Consider the following 18059-nt stretch of genomic DNA (forward strand, 5'->3'; position numbering starts at 1 on the left):
ATTTATATTTATTAGACTTAAGTCTGAACTTGTTAAAAATATACTTGAAGTTGTTTTTTTTGATGTAAAAATATACAAACACTGAACTTCTTATGCTTTAAATGAGTACCATATTTGCTGTTTGGAAGGCGCAAAGCTCATTGCAAAGTACACTTTCATATAGAATCTCAAACATGATGATTTGTATTTTTGAAAGTGTTTAACCTATCCAATACAATTACGCACAAAACTACCTTTAGAAATCTCATAATAAGTAGGGTCTGTTGTTGTTTTTTCATCTACTTTTTACACAAAAGCATTTCCTTATGGCATAATCCAATGTGATTTCTAAATTTTATTTTCGGTATTTTTTTTATGAATCTGGAGCGGGTCGATCTTAACCTCTTAATTTACCTTGACGTTCTTTTACGTGAAAAAAATGTGACTCGTGCAGCTGAACAGTTGGGTGTAACGCAACCAGCAATGAGTAATATTTTACGTCGTCTGCGTAATTTATTTAATGATCCTCTTTTGATTCGCTCATCAGAAGGTATGACACCAACAGAACGTGCACTAGAATTACAACCACGTATCCGTGATGCCCTCTCTGACTTATCGATGATTTTAGAACCACGTACTGAGTTTCGACCATATACCAGTAACCGTGTCTTTCGCATTATGACTTCAGACTATGCGGAGGCAACTTTAGTTCCTCGTTTAGTTAAAGCACTACGCTCAGAAGCCCCGAATGTGGTTCTTGACTTTCTTACGCCAAGTGACGTGTCTTACCGAGATATGGAACAAGGTAAAGTTGATTTAGCGATTAATCGCTTCAATGAAATTCCACAAAGCTTCCACCAAGTTTTAGTGTGGCGTGACAGCTTTTCTTGCCTACTTAATAACAAACATCCTGCTTCAAGCAACTTAAATCTTAAAAGCTATTTAGATGCACAGCATATTTGGGTTTCAAAAACGGGAATGGGTGTAGGATTTGGAGTAAACCCTGAAAAGCAAGCTGGATTAGGTTGGATTGATCAAGCCTTAGAACGTATTGGTCAAAAACGTAAAATTTCTGTGTTTACCCGCCATTATCAAATGCCAGCATTATTGGCATCGAATGTAGATTTGATTGCCACTTTGCCGACGCGTATTGCTCGCTTACAAGCGAAAAGCCAGAACTTATTAATCAAAGATCCTCCATTTTATATTCCTGAGTTTGAGTTAAAAATGGCATGGTGTCCTTTACTACATCATCACCCTGCTCATCGTTGGTTACGTCAACTGATTCTTTATGTTGCACGCCAAATGATTGAAGAAGAAAACCGTGAATTCATGCAAAATAATTCACATTTTTCGCAATATTAAGATAAATTTCTTAAATTCTTATCATTTCAAGCTTATACTCATTCCAAATCGGTAGTGGATTTCTTCACTACCGCCCCTTTTTATGTGTTAATTTATTATGTATTCATAACTTCTCATAATAATGATGATCCACAGGTGGATTCGTGAGCCTCTTCCAGAATATCCTAATTATCGCAGTACTCATTGCAGGAGCTGGTTTTTTATCTTTAACTGAAATCGCACTTGCCGGTGCGCGTAAAGTTAAACTCAAAATTCTTGCCGAATCTGGCGATGAGCGAGCACAAAAAGTCTTAGACTTACAGCAAAACTCTGCCGATTTCTTTGCTGCCTCCCAAATCGGGTTAAATGCAGTCGCGATTCTAGGTGGTATTTTAGGTGAAGGCGCATTCCGCCCTTATTTCTTTGAATTTGTTTCTCGCTTTTATGTAGGTCCGTGGGCTGAAACCATCAGCTTTGCACTGTCCTTTACTTTAGTAACCTCGCTATTTATTCTTTTTGCAGACTTAATGCCAAAACGTATGGCAATGATTGCACCTGAAAAAATTGCAGTTGCAGTCATTAATCCAATTCAAGTTTTTATCGTCATCTGTAAACCTTTGGCTTGGTTTATCAATGCCGTTGCAAACCTATTGTTCCGCCTGTTCAAAGTGAATACCACCCGCGAAGACAACATCACTTTCGATGATATTTCAGCAGTGATGGATGCTGGTGCTCAAGCAGGCGTGCTACAAAAACAAGAACACCATTTTATTGAGAACGTGTTTGAGCTTGAAGAGCGTAATGTTCCCTCAAGTATGACACCACGTGAAAATGTGGTGTTTTTTACATTAAAAGAGCCAGAGGAAAGCATTCGTCAAAAGTTAGCGGAATATCCCTATTCAAAATTTTTAGTTTGTAATGAAACGATTGATCAAGTGATTGGCTATGTGGATGCTAAAGATATTTTAGTTCGCATTCTCAACAATCAAAAAATCAATCAATTAAACGAATCGACCATTCGTACTGTGTTGAGTATTCCAGACACGCTGACTCTTTCTGAATTGCTTGACCGTTTCCGATCAAGTAAAGAAAAGTTTGCTGTCGTGTTTAATGAATATGCATTGGTCGTCGGCGTGATTACCCTATCGGATATCATGATCACGGTAATGGGTGATTGGGTAACCCCAATGGACGAAGAGCAACAAATTATCAAACGGGATAATAATTCGTGGCTGATTGATGGAAGTACGCCCATTGAAGACATGAAGCATGCGCTAGAAATTGATGAAATGCCAGATGAAGAAAACTATGAAACTTTGGCAGGTTTTATGATGTACCAATTAAGAAAAATTCCTAAACCTGCAGATACTGTTATTTTTGGCGGCTATAAATTTGAAGTAGTCGATGTCGATCATTTTAAAATTGATCAGCTTTTGGTGACCCGCTTACTTGAAAGACCAGAACTACCAACATCTGAAGAAAACCCTTCTTCATAGCCATTTATTTACTACAAAAGCTCAGTTTCCTTACTGAGCTTTTACCAATAAAAGATTCCCTTTATCACAAAAGCTTTGCTCTTTTATGTTATTCCTATCACATTTATTCATAATATTTTGAAATATGAAAATTACCATGAATCCCCTATTCAAAAACAATATTAAAATAAAAATATATAAATCAATGCATTAAACTTTATAACCATTTTGGTGCAAAAATGAATGACGTTTTTAAATATCTGTTTTAAATACTCTATTTATTAAAAAAATAGTCACTCATTTAATATTTCTACAAATATATTTAAATTTAATCAAATAACTATTAGCATTCTTCTGCTTAAAAAACTAAAAGACTTCTGCAATAAAAGTCTCATTCAAGGATTGAACTATGCTAACCGTATTAGGTTTAGGCATGATTTTATGCTTTATGTATTTAATTATGTCTAGACGAATGACTGCACTTGCTGCGCTCACACTTATCCCAATTCTATTCGCACTCATCGCTTACGGTCTTGGCTTCTACGTGGACAGTCTAGGGCATATTGAAATCAAAGAACTTGGCGAAATGATGTTAGAGGGTGTTAAAAAGCTTGCCCCTACTGGCGTGATGCTATTATTCGCCATTCTCTACTTTGCCATCATGATCGATACAGGTCTGTTTGATCCTTCAGTCAAATTCATTTTAAGACTGGTTAAAGGTGACCCGTTAAAAGTCGTCATTGGGACAATTACTTTAACCTTAATTGTTTCTTTAGACGGTGATGGCTCAACCACCTACATGATCTGTGTAGCCGCAATGTTACCACTTTATAAACGATTGGGTATGAGCCCACTGATTATGGCATGTTTAATGATGCTTGCCAGCGGAATTATGAACCTAACTCCTTGGGGTGGTCCAACTGCTCGTGCTGCCAGTGCATTACATGTAGAAGCAAGTGATATCTTTGTCCCGATGGTCTTACCGATGTTGATTGCCATTCTATGGTTATACTTCGTTGGTTTTATGTATGGGCGTATGGAACGTAAGCGTTTAGGGATTATCGAACTCGATGTCAGTCATGGAGATGATATTCAGATTTCAACTAATCCTGAAGCAAACCGTGCACATTTAAGATGGTTCAATGGTTTATTAACCGTTGTATTAATGATCTGTTTGGTGAAAGGTGTTTTACCTTTACCTATTCTGTTTATGATCGCGCTTTGTATTGCACTGGTTGTGAACTACAAAGATGTAGATATGCAAAAGTCTTTAGTCGCTCATCATGCAGGCAGTGCGCTAAACGTTGTGGGTATCATTTTCGCAGCAGGGATCTTTACGGGGATCTTAACAGGAACAGGCATGGTCGATGCCATGTCTAAAGAATTGGTGGCGATTATCCCACAGAGTATGGGTCCATTTTTAGCACCCATTACCGCTGTGATTAGTATGCCGTTAACCTTCTTTATGTCAAATGATGCGTTCTACTATGGTGTATTGCCGATTCTTTCAGAAGCTGCAAGTCACTATGGGATTACACCCGTAGAAATGGCACGTGCTTCAATTGTTGGGCAGCCTGTACATTTACTCTCACCACTGGTTCCATCCACTTATTTATTATGTGGATTGGCTGGGATTGAATTTGGGCAACATCAAAAGTTCACGATTAAATGGGCGATTCTCACCTGCTTAGTCATGCTCGTTGCAGCAATGTTACTTGGCGTATTCCCGTTATATTCAACCATGCATTAAACGCCATACATGAATTAAAAATGCACAAAAGCCGATATTAATATCGGCTTTTGTGCATTTAGTGGTATAAGCACATACCCAGCTTAAAAATATTCCTGACTTTTGGCGCTATTTACATAAATAGAAGTATTTGAATCAAACAAAATTGCCTAAAATTCATGAAAAATTGTATGTTTTTAGACTAAAAAAACGATAAATCATTTCAATCTATTTAAAAATTTTTTCAAGAAAAGGAGATACAAATAATCCTTTTGGATCATATCGTTTTAATACCTGTCCTGCGGATTGAATCGTTAAATCATTACTTTGACCGAATGCATGTACTTTAGGTAATTCATTTTCTAAGTAATTTACATTGTCCCATGCCTTGTCATAGGTATAAGCCCATCCTTTTGACCATTCAGGACGAACCAAACAATCTCCTTGATAGTGCTGAGTCATCCATGATTCGATTTCAGCATAGAACCTTGCTGCAAAAGGCGTACCCGGCAAAGTTAATATATTAAACCAAACCGCACAGTCCCATTCTGGATGATCAGGACATGGCTTTATCGCAGATAAAGCGGCAGTTTGTGCATTGGCAAGTATTGAATCAGCGGGATGATCCAATCCAGTAACACGTATCTCAACGGGTCCATTCACTGGGTAACGATTTATTCGTTGGTATTGTTTTAAACGGATTTGATATTCTGAACAGAAATCAGCAATCACACGTTGCACATTCTCTCGACTGGTCAGTACAGCATAACCATTTGCAGTGACCCTTAAAGTTGTTGGTTTTACATAGAGTAAAGTGTTTTTAGAGGGTCCCCATAAATCAGATGTTTGTGTTGCAGCTAAACCATGCGTAAGGATCGTCGTAATACCTGAAAAAATTGTCCCTTGCAGCCCCAATGTCGCAATTTGTAACTGCATTTGTCCAAATGCCGGCGTTAAATAATGATTCTTCTGAATGACAATTTTTTGAATCAAATCTGCAAGTGGTTTAGGTAAATTATCTGAAAACCAAAAATTAAAAGGATGGAATGCAATACGAGATGTCAGTGGTCTACGTGGAGTCACTGACCAAACTTTCAACCAAGGATAATCGGTAAACGGAAACCATATCGCTTCAACTCGACCAGACTGATCAAGAAATTTAGCGAAAGTACGCCCAGCATCTTTATTGGGTGAAAATAACTCTAATTGGTGAATATCGGTAATACTTTCACAGCGTAAATATTGATTTGCTCCTGTTTGCAATTGTACAGATAACACAAATGCACGACCAAGATTCACCAAGAAAGCCCGAATATCTGGATTGTTCCGATAAAAAGTTTTTGCGACATATTTCTGCTGCTGTGCATCAAAGACAGCGACTGTCATTGAGACGACCAAATTACTGATCGAACCAAATGTTTGTCCTGCAACTAAAGTTTCTCCCTTGGCAGGAACACCCGTACCATGACCATTAATTGCCAAAACACCACCCAATGTTAAATCACCTGGTGCTGGTATTGAAACAAAGCCACGCCCATTGTCCTCCATGAACTTTAAGAGTGCCTCCATTTGAATTCCCGCTTCAGCAGTGACCACCCCATCAGATTCAATAGACATTCTATTGATATGAGTCGGCATATCGATCAGAATCACTTTCATGACTTGATCGTGGTCATCTAGCATTAAAGGCGACCAATTATGCGACATACCTTTTGCCCGAACTTTATATCCATTTTCAGCAGCCCAATTGATCACCGCTAAAATCTCTTGTTGATTTTTGGGTACAGCAGTCCATGCATTTTCATATTTTGATTCACCCGACCAATTTTCATAGCGTTGCTTATGAAGACGTATTTTCGATGGAAAATTATTTAATCGATCATGGTGTTGAAATATCCAAGCCTTGGCACTTTGAACAGGCATCCATGTAGTCACGGCACCAAATGCAGCAAGGCTTCCCATTGTTTTTAAAAAATCACGTTTTGCTGGATCGAAATCAACTTTCTTATTCATCATCATCACTCTTTTTCAAGGTTTATTTTTATCAATCAGCTGTAAATATGAAGATTTACAGACCAAATCAAAAGTTCGCACTAGGCGCAATTTAAATCATAAATACATGATATTTATAAATATTAAATAAATTACAAACAACGTTTTTAATCACGTTGAAGAATGTACAAGAACAAATGAAATCTATATTTAAATTTTGAAGTACCCTCCGCCTTTCAAAACTAAAAAAGGGCTTAATTATGTTCATAAAATTTACTTGCTCAACATAATGTTATGAATTCAATCCCCACAGCGCATATATCAAATGGACTTGGTACTGTTTTGCTTGAATTAAAATCATATGATTTCCCTCTTTTATTGAGTTTATTGTTAAATGGTTATCTTAAATTATTAAGAAAACCTTAATCTATCACGATTATTTTTCATTCGCAAAAAAAATATAAACAATACGATATTTTCTGATTTATTCAGTTTCTGTGTTACGAAATAAAATAAAAGAAATCAATAAACCAAGCTCAAATAAAAAATACATAAAGCAACCAGCAATTGCCATCGAAAGCATATCTGGCGGCGTGATAAACATGGCAATAAAGAAACAAAAAACAAAGATAAATGATCTTTTTTGTTTTAACACGTTTAAATCAATTAAATTAAAATATACAGCAAGCACAGTAATGAGTGGTAATTGAAAAACAATACCCAAAACAACAAAAAGCTTTATCGAAAACATTAGATACTGATTTATATCCGTCATGGGAAGAACAACATCTGGAGCAATCCCCATAAAAAAACTTAACACCTTAGGTAAAATAAAGTAATACCCAACCAATATTCCTAAATAAAATAAAATGACGCTAGACATAAAAAACAAAGACAACACCCATCGCTCCTTTTTATGAAGTGCAGTATTTAAAAATGAATAAACCTTATAAAAAATAAAGGGCATTAATAAAATCAGCGTAATAAAAAAAACAAGCTTAAATGGTGATAAGAATGTAGATGTTACATCGGTGGCAATCATATGTGCAGAAGGTGGCAACTTTAACTGTAGAGGTAAAGCTAGAAAACTATAAATTTTCGCTGAAAATGGCGCTAAGCTTAAAAAAATCATTAAAAAAAGAATAGACAGTTGAATGACAATTTTTCTTATTTCAATAAAATAGAGTAAAAACCCCTTTTCTTTTATGATTGGCTTTTCTGTAAGAACGTTATTCAAAACTTCTCCTCTTTTTTAAATCTTAAAACAGTTCCACAACATCAGATGCTCTAGAACAAATACTGTATTAAAAGGTGCTTTAAATTGAAAATGATCGATTGGATAATATTTTATATTTTCTTCCTTATCTTTATTTTCCATATAGTTTAAATATTCATATAATTTTTCCTCTAATTTTTTTATATTACCCATTTCATGTGTTAATTCACTTTTTAAATCATTTAAATCTAATTGCTTTTGAATAGATTGATGAAATTCACTTTTAAAATGACTTAATTTTCTTCTTGCTTGAATAATATAATTTATTGCTTCAGATGCTTTATTTGGTCCTAAAACAATAATTGCAACAATGATAAGTAAAATTAGCTCACTAAAACCAACATCGAACATAATTCTCCACCACGCTTAATTTATTTCAAATGTGTAGAGTCTTGGTCATCTTCTTTGATTGCTTTTCTAAAATCTTTGACTGCACCACCAACATCTTTTCCAAGATTCTTTAATTTGGCAGTACCAAAAATAACAAGGATAATGATTATAAATAAAGCAATATGTCCAATTGACATTCCCATCATTATTTTTATCTCTCAAATGTAGTTTTGTTAAAATAAGCAGTATAAAACAATTATTATTATTGACGAATATAAATTGTTAAACAATTGTTAAGATTTTCTTTATTTTTATATTTTCTAATCAGCAACAAAACCTTTGCTTGTGCTGATTAGCGCTTTTTATAATTCAAGGATGAATTAAGACATCGAGTAATGCTTGATAGTGGATTGAAATATCATCTTCTAAAATTTTATAAGCACTGTCGAATTGTACCATTGGCCAACCTTCTTTCCAGAATGGGAAAATATTGTGCAAATCATGTGTCACAATTGCATCTTCACGAACAATTGCCTGCGCGACTTGTGACAATACTTGCGCTGTTTCAGCACCATCAATCGCTAAATAATCAATGCCTTTGGCTTTTAAAATACGAACACGGTCTTTTTTGTAACGGATTTTCTTCGCTTGCGCTTCATTCAGATTTAGAGCCAATGTAACCGCTTCAACAAATTTATCTTCAAAGCTCTGGTTTAATGCAACCAATGCCTGTTTATGTGCTTCTTGACGCCCTGCTTTTCCACCCTCACGAATGATTTTTTTTGCATCAACATTCAATTCATCCGATTTCATCGACTGAAGAATGTCTAAAATTTCAATATCACTTAATGATGCAGAAGAATCTGTCATGGGAGTCCTAAAACAAAAAATAAATAGAATCGCTATTTTCGCATAATTTTGAAATTAAATCAGAGTTAATCTTAATTTCAGATCCATAGAAGATTGGCTTCAAAATATTCATCTCACAATCATTCTTAAACTGCCTCTATTTGCAATTTTTTCATTGTATAAACATATATTTAACCAGACACCTCTTCTACTATTGTTTTGCTTAGCCACCATCTGTGTACTTTTCGCAATTCTCTCAAGCATTCTTGTTTATATCCATTCCATTAAAAGTAATGACAAAGTGGTGGTAAAATTTTAATCATATCTTCGCTTTATACCCTACTTTTACAGTTCATGAATTTTCTTCAATCTAGTTTTGATTTTTTATGGTCGAATTTTTTATTAGAAATAACGTGAGTTCGATGCAATTAAATATTCAACTCATTGAAAAATAATAAATCTATGCAGATACTTGTTGGATTTTCATCCAATTTTAGGATGAGGAGCGGAGCTCCGCAAGCGCAACCATCAATAGCGTTTCATTTCTCTTGATCAATAAAATGAAAGCGATCAATAGATTGTTTGATGATCTAAAGCTTGCACTGCCACGCTTTACTTCTAAAGTTTAAATTCTTTTGCGTCGGCGATGCCTCACTTTTCAGAGATGAAAAGTGACAAAAATCTTTCGTTGAGCGAGGGGTACACCCTCATACCCCCGCTCAACATGGCGACATCCATGTCGCCTCACGATAGCAAGACCATCTATGATTCAAAAAGTACAAAATAAATGAATCATCTAAATCACTTATATGAATAATCAGGCAGTTTCACTGTATCATTTTTCATCAAGGATTTTTATCGAACTCAGGTTAAAGATACTCATTTAAATTTAAAGAATAATCATCTACTCACAAATTTATGCTTTCATCTACGCTTTTTTTTTGCTATTGATTTGATAACGCAATAAAAAATAGTGAACCTCATGAAAGCTGTTGCCTATAAAAAACCTTTAGCAATTACTGAAACCCATGTTTTTTCCGAAATTGAAATTGATACCCCAGTCGCAACTGGTCACGACCTATTAATTGAAATCAAAGCGATTTCAATTAATCCTGTCGATATCAAAATGCGCCTACGCACCTCACCGGACAATGAAACATGGAAAATTTTGGGTCATGACGCAGTCGGGATTGTTAAAGCCATTGGTGACAAAGTTCAAAATTTTAAAGTCGGCGATGAAGTCTTTTATGCAGGCTCTAACCAAAGACAAGGTTCTTATGCAGAATATCAATTGGTAGATGAACGCATCGTAGGTTTAAAACCTCAATCCATTAGTAATGCCGAGGCTGCCGCTCTACCTTTAACGTCTTTAACCGCTTATGAAATGTTATTTGATCGTTTAAAGATTCAAGATACCAAACAAGAAAAGCCTATCATTTTAGTGATTGGCGCAGCAGGCGGTGTCGGATCAATTACCGTTCAACTGCTCAAAGTATTAACTGAATTTACTGTAATCGCCACTGCATCTCGACCAGAAACCAAAGCTTGGCTAAAAGAAATTGGCGCGGATTTTATCGTAGATCACAGTCAACCCTTGGAACAGCAAATTTTAGACCTCAATATTGGTTCACCGCATTATGTATTTTCAATCAATGGCACTGGACGTTATACACAGGCAATTGCCAATTTAATTGCACCACAGGGGCATTTTGGTTTGATTGATGACCCTGAGAACTTTGTTATTAATCCTTTTAAAATCAAATCTGTGTCTATTCATTGGGAGTCAATGTTCACTCGTTCTACATTTCAGACCAAAGATATGACACGACAAGGTGACATTCTCAATAAAATTTCCAAATTAATTGATGACCATAGGATTAAAACGACGTTGGGACAAAACTTGGGCACAATCAATGTAGAGCATGTAACTCAAGCACACAAGATGATTGAGTCGGGACAAAGCATTGGTAAAATCGTTTTGGAAGGTTTTTGATTTTCTGAATCACGCTGATTTTTATTGATCGCTTAAATCTATGTGCAAGGATTTAAGCGATATTAATCAACTACTTTTAAATCATCAAAGAGACTAAAATGATGATACTCATCATAAAGTTTTAAATGACTTCTACGACAACTTTACCAATATGCTCACCCGTATCCATTGATGCATGAGCAGCTTGAATTTGATCAAATTGAAATGTTTTATAAATCATCGGTAAACATTCACCTTTCGCCCAAAGTGGAGCAACATGGGTCATTAAGCCTTGCGCAATTTCAGCTTTTTCAGCTGTATTGCGTGCGCGCATCGTCGATCCTGTAATGGTGAGGCGTTTCATCATGATTTGTCCCAATTTGACCTCTTTAGCTTTAGCACCACCGAGAAAAGCGATATAGACCAAACGTCCATCTTTTCGGAGCAAGTTTAAATTTTGCTCTAGATAGGGTGCCCCGACCATATCAAGAATAATATCAACTCCTGCATTTTCAGTCTTTTCGAGAATCACTTTTTCAAAATCTTCGGTTTTATAGTTGATCGCATCCGTTAAATGCCCAATCGCTTCGACTTTTTCATCAGAACCAACGGTCGCAAAGCTTTTCAAACCTAAAGATTGCGCTAACATTAAGGCAGTCGTACCAATACCACTTGCCCCACCGTGTACCAAAAGTGTTTCACCTGCTTTGGCATGTGCCATTTGAAACACATTCGCCCATACGGTAAAGAAGGTCTCAGGTATTGCCGCAGCTTGAACAAAGCTCACCGTATCAGGAATCGTAATGGTTTGAGATTCTGGTACAACACAATACTCTGCATAGCCACCACCATTGGTCAGTCCGCAGACCTTATCTCCAAGTTTAAATAAGCTCACATCTTCTCCAATCGCAACGACCTCACCAGCAACTTCTAGTCCTGGCACTGGTGTAACCCCTTTGGGCATTGGATATAAGCCTTGTCTTTGCAAAATATCTGGGCGATTAATCCCAAAAGCATAAACCTTTACCAAGACTTCATCTGCTTTAGGTTGCGGAACTGCCACATCTTCATATGCGAGTTTTTCTACACCGCCCGGCTCTGTAATAATGACTTGTTTCATACGATTCGATGACATATTTCCTTTCCTAGTTCGTGAATTTAATGCTCTCGATATTTGAACATAAACCTAAAGATCTGCAAATATTTCTCCACCAAGGTCTACAAAGAATCATCTTAAAATTCATAAGAAAAAATAAAAAAACTTTTTATCAAAAATTTATCATTTAGTACTTGATTCAAACTCTAATTTTGATATGTTCAAACTGATCATAATGAATATGATTAAGCATTAATCAATAAAGCGCTATAAAAATAATTTCAAAGTATATTGTCAAGGAGACGATAAATATGCGAATCAATAAAGTACTCATCGCAATGATGTCTATTTATCTTCCAAGCTCTGCACTGTACGCAGCAGCTCTAGATAGATCAGGACAGTCTATGTCAGCATTTTTACAGCCAGGTAATTATTTTGAAGCAGGTATCTCTGTTTTAGATCCCACTGTAGAAGGACGTGAAGCGGACACATCGGAAAGTCGTCGACATATTTCAGACATGGGAGATGACTATTATTTTCCATCAGCAGCAATCAAGTTACAAGTCACAGACAATGTTTCATTCGGTTTGTTATATGACCAACCTTTTGGAGCAGATGCAGCATACAGTGGTCAAAATGTCTTTGTTTCATCTCCAAATGATACGGTATTACCACAGGCACGTTTAAGCGCATTACGAACCAGTACAATTAACTCCACATTTAATAACATGTCTGTACAACAACGTGTTGGTCTTGTTTTACAAGGTCAGGGGGAGGATCTTTCCACTCCTGCTGGGCAAGCTAAATTGCTTGAAATGATTAGCCAATACAATACTAACTCAACAATCAAAGCAGGCGTTGATGCCGTAGTACAAAATGGTATTACCAATAAAGTGGATCAAGGTATTGCAGCAGCCAATGCCAGTCTAGGTAAAGGCAATACCAAAGTAGAAGTGGATTCTCAAAACTTATCGATGGTTTTTGGTTTTCAACCCAATAAAAACTTCAATATTTATGGGGGTGGTGTTTACCAAACTGTAAAAGGTTCAGTCAGTCTTCGTGGTCAAGCTTATAGTGTATTTAATGGCTATGACAACAAGATCAAAGAAACCAGCGGTGTAGGTTGGTTAGCAGGTGTCGCTTTCCAAATTCCTGAAATTGCATTAAAAGCATCTGTCACTTATCGCTCTGAAATTGATCATGATACGAATGTGCAAGAAAATATTTCAGCATTAGGTGCGCTGGCTTTACTTCCTGGCGGTCAGGCTGCAATTGATAAGGTCCAAAATACCAATGGTAAAACACGTATTACCACCCCTCAATCAGTCAACTTAGACTTCCAAACAGGAATCATGGCAAATACGGTGGCTTTTGCAAATCTACGTTGGGTAAACTGGAAAGATTTTGTTATTCGCCCAGTTAAGTTTGGTGCAGTTTCGGAAGCAGTAGGACCTTTGGTCGGAAAGCCAAATGGATTTAATTTAGCAGATTATTATGATGATCAAATCTCAGCAACAGTGGGTGTCGGTCGTAAAGTCAATGATCATTGGGCTGGGAATGTTTCAGTGGGTTGGGACTCTGGAGCAGGTAACCCTGTCACCACGTTAGGACCCACTGAAGGTTATTGGAATGTTGGCCTGGGTCTTCAATACAGTCCAACACCAGCCACCTTTATCGCGGGCGGCGTAAAATACTTCTGGCTCGGCGATGCTAAAGCACAAACCTCTTCACAAGTCGGTACTGATGCACATGTGGCTGAATTTAAAGACAACAATGCAATCGCTTATGGCTTAAAAATGGGTTATCGCTTCTAAGCTATTTCATTTTAACAAGCATGTAATTCTTCACGTTTTACATGCTTTTTTTATGGTCTAAATTTGGGACATCTCAAAACTTGGTTATTTTTTGATTGCTATTTGTATTTTACCCTGATAATATCCAATCGAAAATTATTTTTACCCAGATAAAATACCAATAGGTTTTAAAATGAATACTGAACTAACCTACACAGCCTTTATCGGTCATCAGCAATTAATCAGTGATCAACTGCTTAATGTCGCACTGATGATCAAACAACAAGGCAATATCTCTACACCAGTTCTGATTTTTAATGATCAGACAGGTCAGCAGATTGATGTCAATATCATGGGTTCTGAACTTGATATCCAGCAACGTTATGGCGAGCCTGAAGTGATCAAGAAAGTGGGACGACCAAAGTTGGGAGTCATCTCTCGTGAAATCACCTTGCAAGAAAAACATTGGAATTGGTTAGATCAGCAAAACTCGAGTGCATCAGCAGTTATTCGAAAATTGATTGATCAAGAACTCAATAATCCGCATTCTGAAAGTAATAAAATGATGGTAAAACAAGCCATAGATCGCTTTATGTCTGCTATGTCGAGCAATATCCCCAATTATGAAGAAGCCGCTCGAGCTTTGTATCGAGACAATCAAGAAAGCTTTATTGCTTTAATTGAAAATTGCCCTGAAGATATCAAGACATATTTATTGGCTAAATCAAATTATGCATTTTAAGGAAAACATCCTTAAATGCTCTAGGCCCATTGGACGAGAGCATTTTTTATGAGCTATTTTTTTCAAAGTATTGTATTACCGTCATATATAACGCATTGTTATCTCTGCTTTTCTGAATCATCACAAGCCTGTTTTAAGCGTTGCATCGCCATTGAATCCATCGGTGCTGTCATCATTGCATGATAATGACGACACTCTTTGGTCGGTTCATATATTTTAGATTGATTTGACGCACAAGCTGTTAATACAGAAACGATCATGACAAGGAAAAATACTTTCATTACATTCTATCCACTTAGAGCTTGAGCTAAATTAAAACTAAATTTTTTAATTTTTACTGTACTTACTCTGTTTTTATTCAATTTCATAGCGGTGCTTATATGATGATCATATTATTTGTTCAATGACATGATCAATATAGCCAATCTGTTAAAAACATATACAGTAAATACAATTTCTAGATTAATAAAATCAATGCTTGGTTTTGCTCAAGTCAAAGGAGATATCCATATCGCCTTTGACTGATGGCGACATCCATGCCGCCAACCACGATAACGACATGAGTTAAAATTGGCTGATGAAAAAATTAAAAAAAACATTCATTGATATTGAGTGAATAATATTGATTGGTATAAAGCTATTCTAGATAAAGCTTGTTCTCTGTATTAAGCGTACTCACTATCATTTCTTTCAAAAATAGACCCGCCATAAGGCGGGTCTATTTAAATATATTTAAACAATTAAAGGCGAACCAATTCCACAATTTTCTCAGCCAATTCTTCAACTGCTTCTTGAGCAAATGCTACATCAGCACCCTGTTCAACATCAGTCACCACCACAACACCTGTTTGACGGAGTAAGCTGACTTGATCACTTGATAGCCCTGCTTTTGCAATCGCAACAACACCTTGCTGAATCAACAAGCTTTCGAGTGCTTGTGCATTTTCAAGTGCTTGTGCAGTGACTGCAACAACCGCTGGTTTTTGACCTAAACGTGCAGCACGTGCTTCAGCAGTCACAGGCTCATTATGTGCAGTCCACTCAACTGCCGCTTCAACCATACCAGCACCGACAGTGACGTTGCTTAAACGATCAATAAAAATGAATGAACCTGTATAACGACTGTCATGATAACGATCAAATACAACAGGCGCATCAAACTCAATCGTTACATCAGCAATCGCATTTAAATCAAGCTGTTCAACTTGAATTTTTTCCAAGGTATTCACATTGGTACGATAGTTAATTTTTGCAACTTTCGCAGGAATCGTTTGTGTACCGAACTTCACATTATAAAGTTTGCCTAAAACTAAAGGCTGGTCAGTCATCCATACGACCGTCGCACGAGCAGAACGTGAAATGAGCGGTTGCTCGCCTGCTTTGACCAAAACATTACCACGAGAAATATCGATTTCATCATTCAAGGTCAAAGTCACTGCTTGACCAGCAATTGCATGTGTTAAATTACCATCAAAAGTGACAATTTCTTTCACTGTTGATTTCTTGCCTGAAGGTAAAGCTACAATTTCATCGCCAACCTTCACTTCTCCTAATGCAATCGTACCGCAGAAACCACGGAAGTCGAGATTGGGGCGATTGACGTATTGCACAGGGAAACGAAATTCATGTTTGCTAACGTCATGGCTAATTTCAACCGTTTCCAACGTTTCCATCAAAGTTTGACCTTGATACCACGGCGTATTCGGTGATTTGTTCACAACATTATCACCGTTCAACGCTGAAATTGGCGAGAAGATGATATTGGCAGGTTTACGATCACCCAATTGATTAACGAAATTGTTGTACTCAACTTGAATTTCATTGAAACGTGCTTCAGAAAACTCAACCAAGTCCATTTTGTTAATCGCAACCACAATATTGCGAATCCCTAAAAGGCTTGCAATAAAAGTATGACGGCGAGTTTGCGTTTGTACACCATAGCGAGCATCGATCAAAATGATCGCAAGGTCAGCAGTCGATGCACCTGTTGCCATGTTACGCGTGTATTGCTCATGCCCAGGTGTATCGGCAATGATGAACTTACGTTTTTCCGTTGAGAAATAACGGTAAGCCACATCAATGGTAATCCCCTGCTCACGTTCCGCTTGTAGACCGTCAACAAGCAATGCCAAGTCTGGTGCATCACCTGTAGTGCCTACTTTTTTAGAGTCGCGTGTCACGGCTTGTAATTGATCTTCGTAAATCAATTTTGAGTCGTAAAGCAAACGACCAATTAACGTTGATTTACCATCATCTACATTACCGCATGTTAAAAAGCGCAGTAAGTCTTTATTTTCATGCTGTTTTAAATATGCCAAGATATCTTGGCTAATCAATTCTGATTGATGAGACATTGCTCAAAGCTCCACAATATTTTGAAATCGGTTGCTATATTTTTAAATCCTCCCAAATCCTCCATTTTCTTGCTGGAGTTCCCCCTCTTTTATAAAGAGGGGTTAGGGGGAGATTCATATAAAAATACTTAGAAATAGCCTTCTTGCTTTTTCTTCTCCATCGAACCAGCCTCATCATGATCAATCATACGACCTTGACGCTCTGAGCTCGTCGCTAGAAGCATTTCTTGAATAATTTCGGGCAATGTTGTTGCAGTTGATTCAACTGCACCTGTTAATGGATAACAGCCTAAAGTACGGAAACGTACCGATTTCATTTGTGGAACTTCACCTTCTTTTAAGCGCATACGCTCATCATCCACCATGATCAGCGTACCACTACGTTCAACCACTGGACGTTCAGCAGCCAAATATAGTGGCACCAAAGGAATACTTTCTTGATAGATATATTGCCAAATGTCTAACTCTGTCCAGTTTGACAATGGGAAAACACGGATACTTTCACCTTTATTGACTTTACCGTTATAAAGATTCCAAAGTTCTGGACGTTGGTTTTTAGGGTCCCAACGATGTTTCGAATCACGGAAAGAATAAACACGTTCTTTTGCACGTGATTTTTCTTCATCACGACGCGCGCCACCAAATGCCGCATCAAACTGATATTTATCCAAAGCCTGCTTTAAACCTTGGGTTTTCATAATATCGGTATATTTTGAACTACCATAATCAAATGGATTTACGCCAGCATCTTTACCTTCTTTGTTTTGATGCACAATCAGGTCAAAACCGTGTTCTTTTGCCATGTTGTCACGGAATTTGATCATGTCCTTAAACTTCCAACCTGTATCGACATGCAACAGTGGGAAAGGAAGTTTTGCAGGATAGAATGCTTTTAAAGCAAGATGCAGCATGACAGCTGAGTCTTTACCAATTGAGTAAAGCATCACTGGATTTTCAAACTCAGCAGCAACTTCACGGATAATATGAATACTCTCAGCTTCAAGCTGTTTAAGATGAGTAAGTCTTTCCTCAGATATAGGCATTGACAGCACCAGCTCACAAAAACGTGTACTTATTACACATATTAAAATTTATATTCATTATAGTGATTTACACGCTAACCCTTTT

Annotated in this window: 15 protein-coding genes; 6 read left to right on the forward strand and 9 right to left on the reverse strand. The window is 36.9% G+C overall.

The window, feature by feature from the left end:
* The first annotated feature begins 354 nt into the window (after nt 1–354).
* The 3 genes from AC1Z3T_RS17050 to AC1Z3T_RS17060 all read left to right on the forward strand — a co-directional run bounded on the left by AC1Z3T_RS17050 (nt 355) and on the right by AC1Z3T_RS17060 (nt 4548).
* Nucleotides 355–1344, forward strand: coding sequence for a LysR family transcriptional regulator (locus AC1Z3T_RS17050; protein WP_004722769.1), 990 nt, complete (start codon nt 355–357; stop codon nt 1342–1344).
* A gap of 143 nt (nt 1345–1487) precedes the next feature.
* The gene (paeA, locus tag AC1Z3T_RS17055; protein WP_004828019.1) at nt 1488–2819 is read left to right on the forward strand and encodes a polyamine export protein PaeA; all 1332 of its coding nucleotides are present in this window, start codon (nt 1488–1490) and stop codon (nt 2817–2819) included.
* Nucleotides 2820–3207: 388 nt separating this feature from the next.
* Nucleotides 3208–4548, forward strand: coding sequence for a CitMHS family transporter (locus tag AC1Z3T_RS17060; protein ID WP_004828017.1), 1341 nt, complete (start codon nt 3208–3210; stop codon nt 4546–4548).
* Nucleotides 4549–4755: 207 nt separating this feature from the next.
* Here the strand turns inward: AC1Z3T_RS17060 and AC1Z3T_RS17065 are convergent, their stop codons facing one another.
* The 5 genes from AC1Z3T_RS17065 to AC1Z3T_RS17085 all read right to left on the reverse strand — a co-directional run bounded on the left by AC1Z3T_RS17065 (nt 4756) and on the right by AC1Z3T_RS17085 (nt 8995).
* A complete protein-coding gene (locus AC1Z3T_RS17065) occupies nt 4756–6540 on the reverse strand; it encodes a cholesterol oxidase substrate-binding domain-containing protein (RefSeq protein WP_228153665.1) in 1785 nt (594 codons plus the stop codon).
* A 463-nt stretch (nt 6541–7003) separates the two neighbouring features.
* Nucleotides 7004–7756: a twin-arginine translocase subunit TatC gene (gene tatC, locus AC1Z3T_RS17070; RefSeq protein ID WP_004828013.1), complete on the reverse strand. Its 753-nt coding sequence runs from the start codon at nt 7754–7756 to the stop codon at nt 7004–7006.
* A 15-nt stretch (nt 7757–7771) separates the two neighbouring features.
* Nucleotides 7772–8146 carry a twin-arginine translocase TatA/TatE family subunit gene (locus AC1Z3T_RS17075; protein ID WP_004828011.1) on the reverse strand — a complete coding sequence of 125 codons (375 nt, stop codon included), beginning with the start codon at nt 8144–8146 and terminating at the stop codon, nt 7772–7774.
* A 20-nt stretch (nt 8147–8166) separates the two neighbouring features.
* Nucleotides 8167–8331, reverse strand: coding sequence for a twin-arginine translocase TatA/TatE family subunit (gene tatA / locus AC1Z3T_RS17080; RefSeq protein WP_004828008.1), 165 nt, complete (start codon nt 8329–8331; stop codon nt 8167–8169).
* A gap of 163 nt (nt 8332–8494) precedes the next feature.
* Nucleotides 8495–8995: a hypothetical protein gene (locus AC1Z3T_RS17085; RefSeq protein WP_004828006.1), complete on the reverse strand. Its 501-nt coding sequence runs from the start codon at nt 8993–8995 to the stop codon at nt 8495–8497.
* Nucleotides 8996–9956: 961 nt separating this feature from the next.
* Here AC1Z3T_RS17085 and AC1Z3T_RS17090 point away from each other — a divergent pair.
* Nucleotides 9957–10967, forward strand: a complete 1011-nt coding sequence (locus AC1Z3T_RS17090; RefSeq protein WP_046760060.1) for a zinc-binding alcohol dehydrogenase family protein — start codon at nt 9957–9959, stop codon at nt 10965–10967.
* A 121-nt stretch (nt 10968–11088) separates the two neighbouring features.
* On the opposite strand, the gene AC1Z3T_RS17095 is transcribed toward AC1Z3T_RS17090, so the two are convergent.
* Entirely contained in the window at nt 11089–12081 is a 993-nt protein-coding gene (locus tag AC1Z3T_RS17095) for an NAD(P)H-quinone oxidoreductase (protein WP_058971955.1), read from the reverse strand.
* A 272-nt stretch (nt 12082–12353) separates the two neighbouring features.
* Between AC1Z3T_RS17095 and AC1Z3T_RS17100 the strand changes: the two genes are divergently transcribed.
* Nucleotides 12354–13856: a long-chain fatty acid transporter gene (locus AC1Z3T_RS17100; protein WP_419320873.1), complete on the forward strand. Its 1503-nt coding sequence runs from the start codon at nt 12354–12356 to the stop codon at nt 13854–13856.
* 172 nt (nt 13857–14028) lie between these two features.
* Entirely contained in the window at nt 14029–14577 is a 549-nt protein-coding gene (locus AC1Z3T_RS17105) for a DUF2239 family protein (protein WP_100884605.1), read from the forward strand.
* Between the two features lie 98 nt (nt 14578–14675).
* On the opposite strand, the gene AC1Z3T_RS17110 is transcribed toward AC1Z3T_RS17105, so the two are convergent.
* The 3 genes from AC1Z3T_RS17110 to cysD all read right to left on the reverse strand — a co-directional run bounded on the left by AC1Z3T_RS17110 (nt 14676) and on the right by cysD (nt 17968).
* On the reverse strand, nt 14676–14858 hold the full coding sequence (locus AC1Z3T_RS17110) for a hypothetical protein (protein ID WP_100884604.1): 183 nt from the start codon (nt 14856–14858) through the stop codon (nt 14676–14678).
* 459 nt (nt 14859–15317) lie between these two features.
* Nucleotides 15318–16931, reverse strand: coding sequence for a sulfate adenylyltransferase subunit CysN (gene cysN, locus AC1Z3T_RS17115; protein WP_419320871.1), 1614 nt, complete (start codon nt 16929–16931; stop codon nt 15318–15320).
* Between the two features lie 128 nt (nt 16932–17059).
* Complete coding sequence (gene cysD / locus AC1Z3T_RS17120) at nt 17060–17968, reverse strand: sulfate adenylyltransferase subunit CysD (RefSeq protein ID WP_026040334.1); 909 nt, start codon at nt 17966–17968, stop codon at nt 17060–17062.
* Between the last annotated feature and the right edge of the window lie 91 nt (nt 17969–18059).

The organism is Acinetobacter sp. B-6, assembly GCF_056930735.1.

Coding starts and splice junctions, on each gene's coding strand:
- AC1Z3T_RS17050 (WP_004722769.1), top strand. CDS start 355: ATGAATCTGGAGCGGGTCGATCTTAACCTCTTAATTTACCTTGACGTT.
- AC1Z3T_RS17060 (WP_004828017.1), top strand. CDS start 3,208: ATGCTAACCGTATTAGGTTTAGGCATGATTTTATGCTTTATGTATTTA.
- AC1Z3T_RS17065 (WP_228153665.1), bottom strand. CDS start 6,540: ATGAATAAGAAAGTTGATTTCGATCCAGCAAAACGTGATTTTTTAAAA.
- AC1Z3T_RS17075 (WP_004828011.1), bottom strand. CDS start 8,146: ATGTTCGATGTTGGTTTTAGTGAGCTAATTTTACTTATCATTGTTGCA.
- tatA (WP_004828008.1), bottom strand. CDS start 8,331: ATGATGGGAATGTCAATTGGACATATTGCTTTATTTATAATCATTATC.
- AC1Z3T_RS17085 (WP_004828006.1), bottom strand. CDS start 8,995: ATGACAGATTCTTCTGCATCATTAAGTGATATTGAAATTTTAGACATT.
- AC1Z3T_RS17090 (WP_046760060.1), top strand. CDS start 9,957: ATGAAAGCTGTTGCCTATAAAAAACCTTTAGCAATTACTGAAACCCAT.
- AC1Z3T_RS17095 (WP_058971955.1), bottom strand. CDS start 12,081: ATGTCATCGAATCGTATGAAACAAGTCATTATTACAGAGCCGGGCGGT.
- AC1Z3T_RS17100 (WP_419320873.1), top strand. CDS start 12,354: ATGCGAATCAATAAAGTACTCATCGCAATGATGTCTATTTATCTTCCA.
- AC1Z3T_RS17105 (WP_100884605.1), top strand. CDS start 14,029: ATGAATACTGAACTAACCTACACAGCCTTTATCGGTCATCAGCAATTA.
- AC1Z3T_RS17110 (WP_100884604.1), bottom strand. CDS start 14,858: ATGAAAGTATTTTTCCTTGTCATGATCGTTTCTGTATTAACAGCTTGT.
- cysN (WP_419320871.1), bottom strand. CDS start 16,931: ATGTCTCATCAATCAGAATTGATTAGCCAAGATATCTTGGCATATTTA.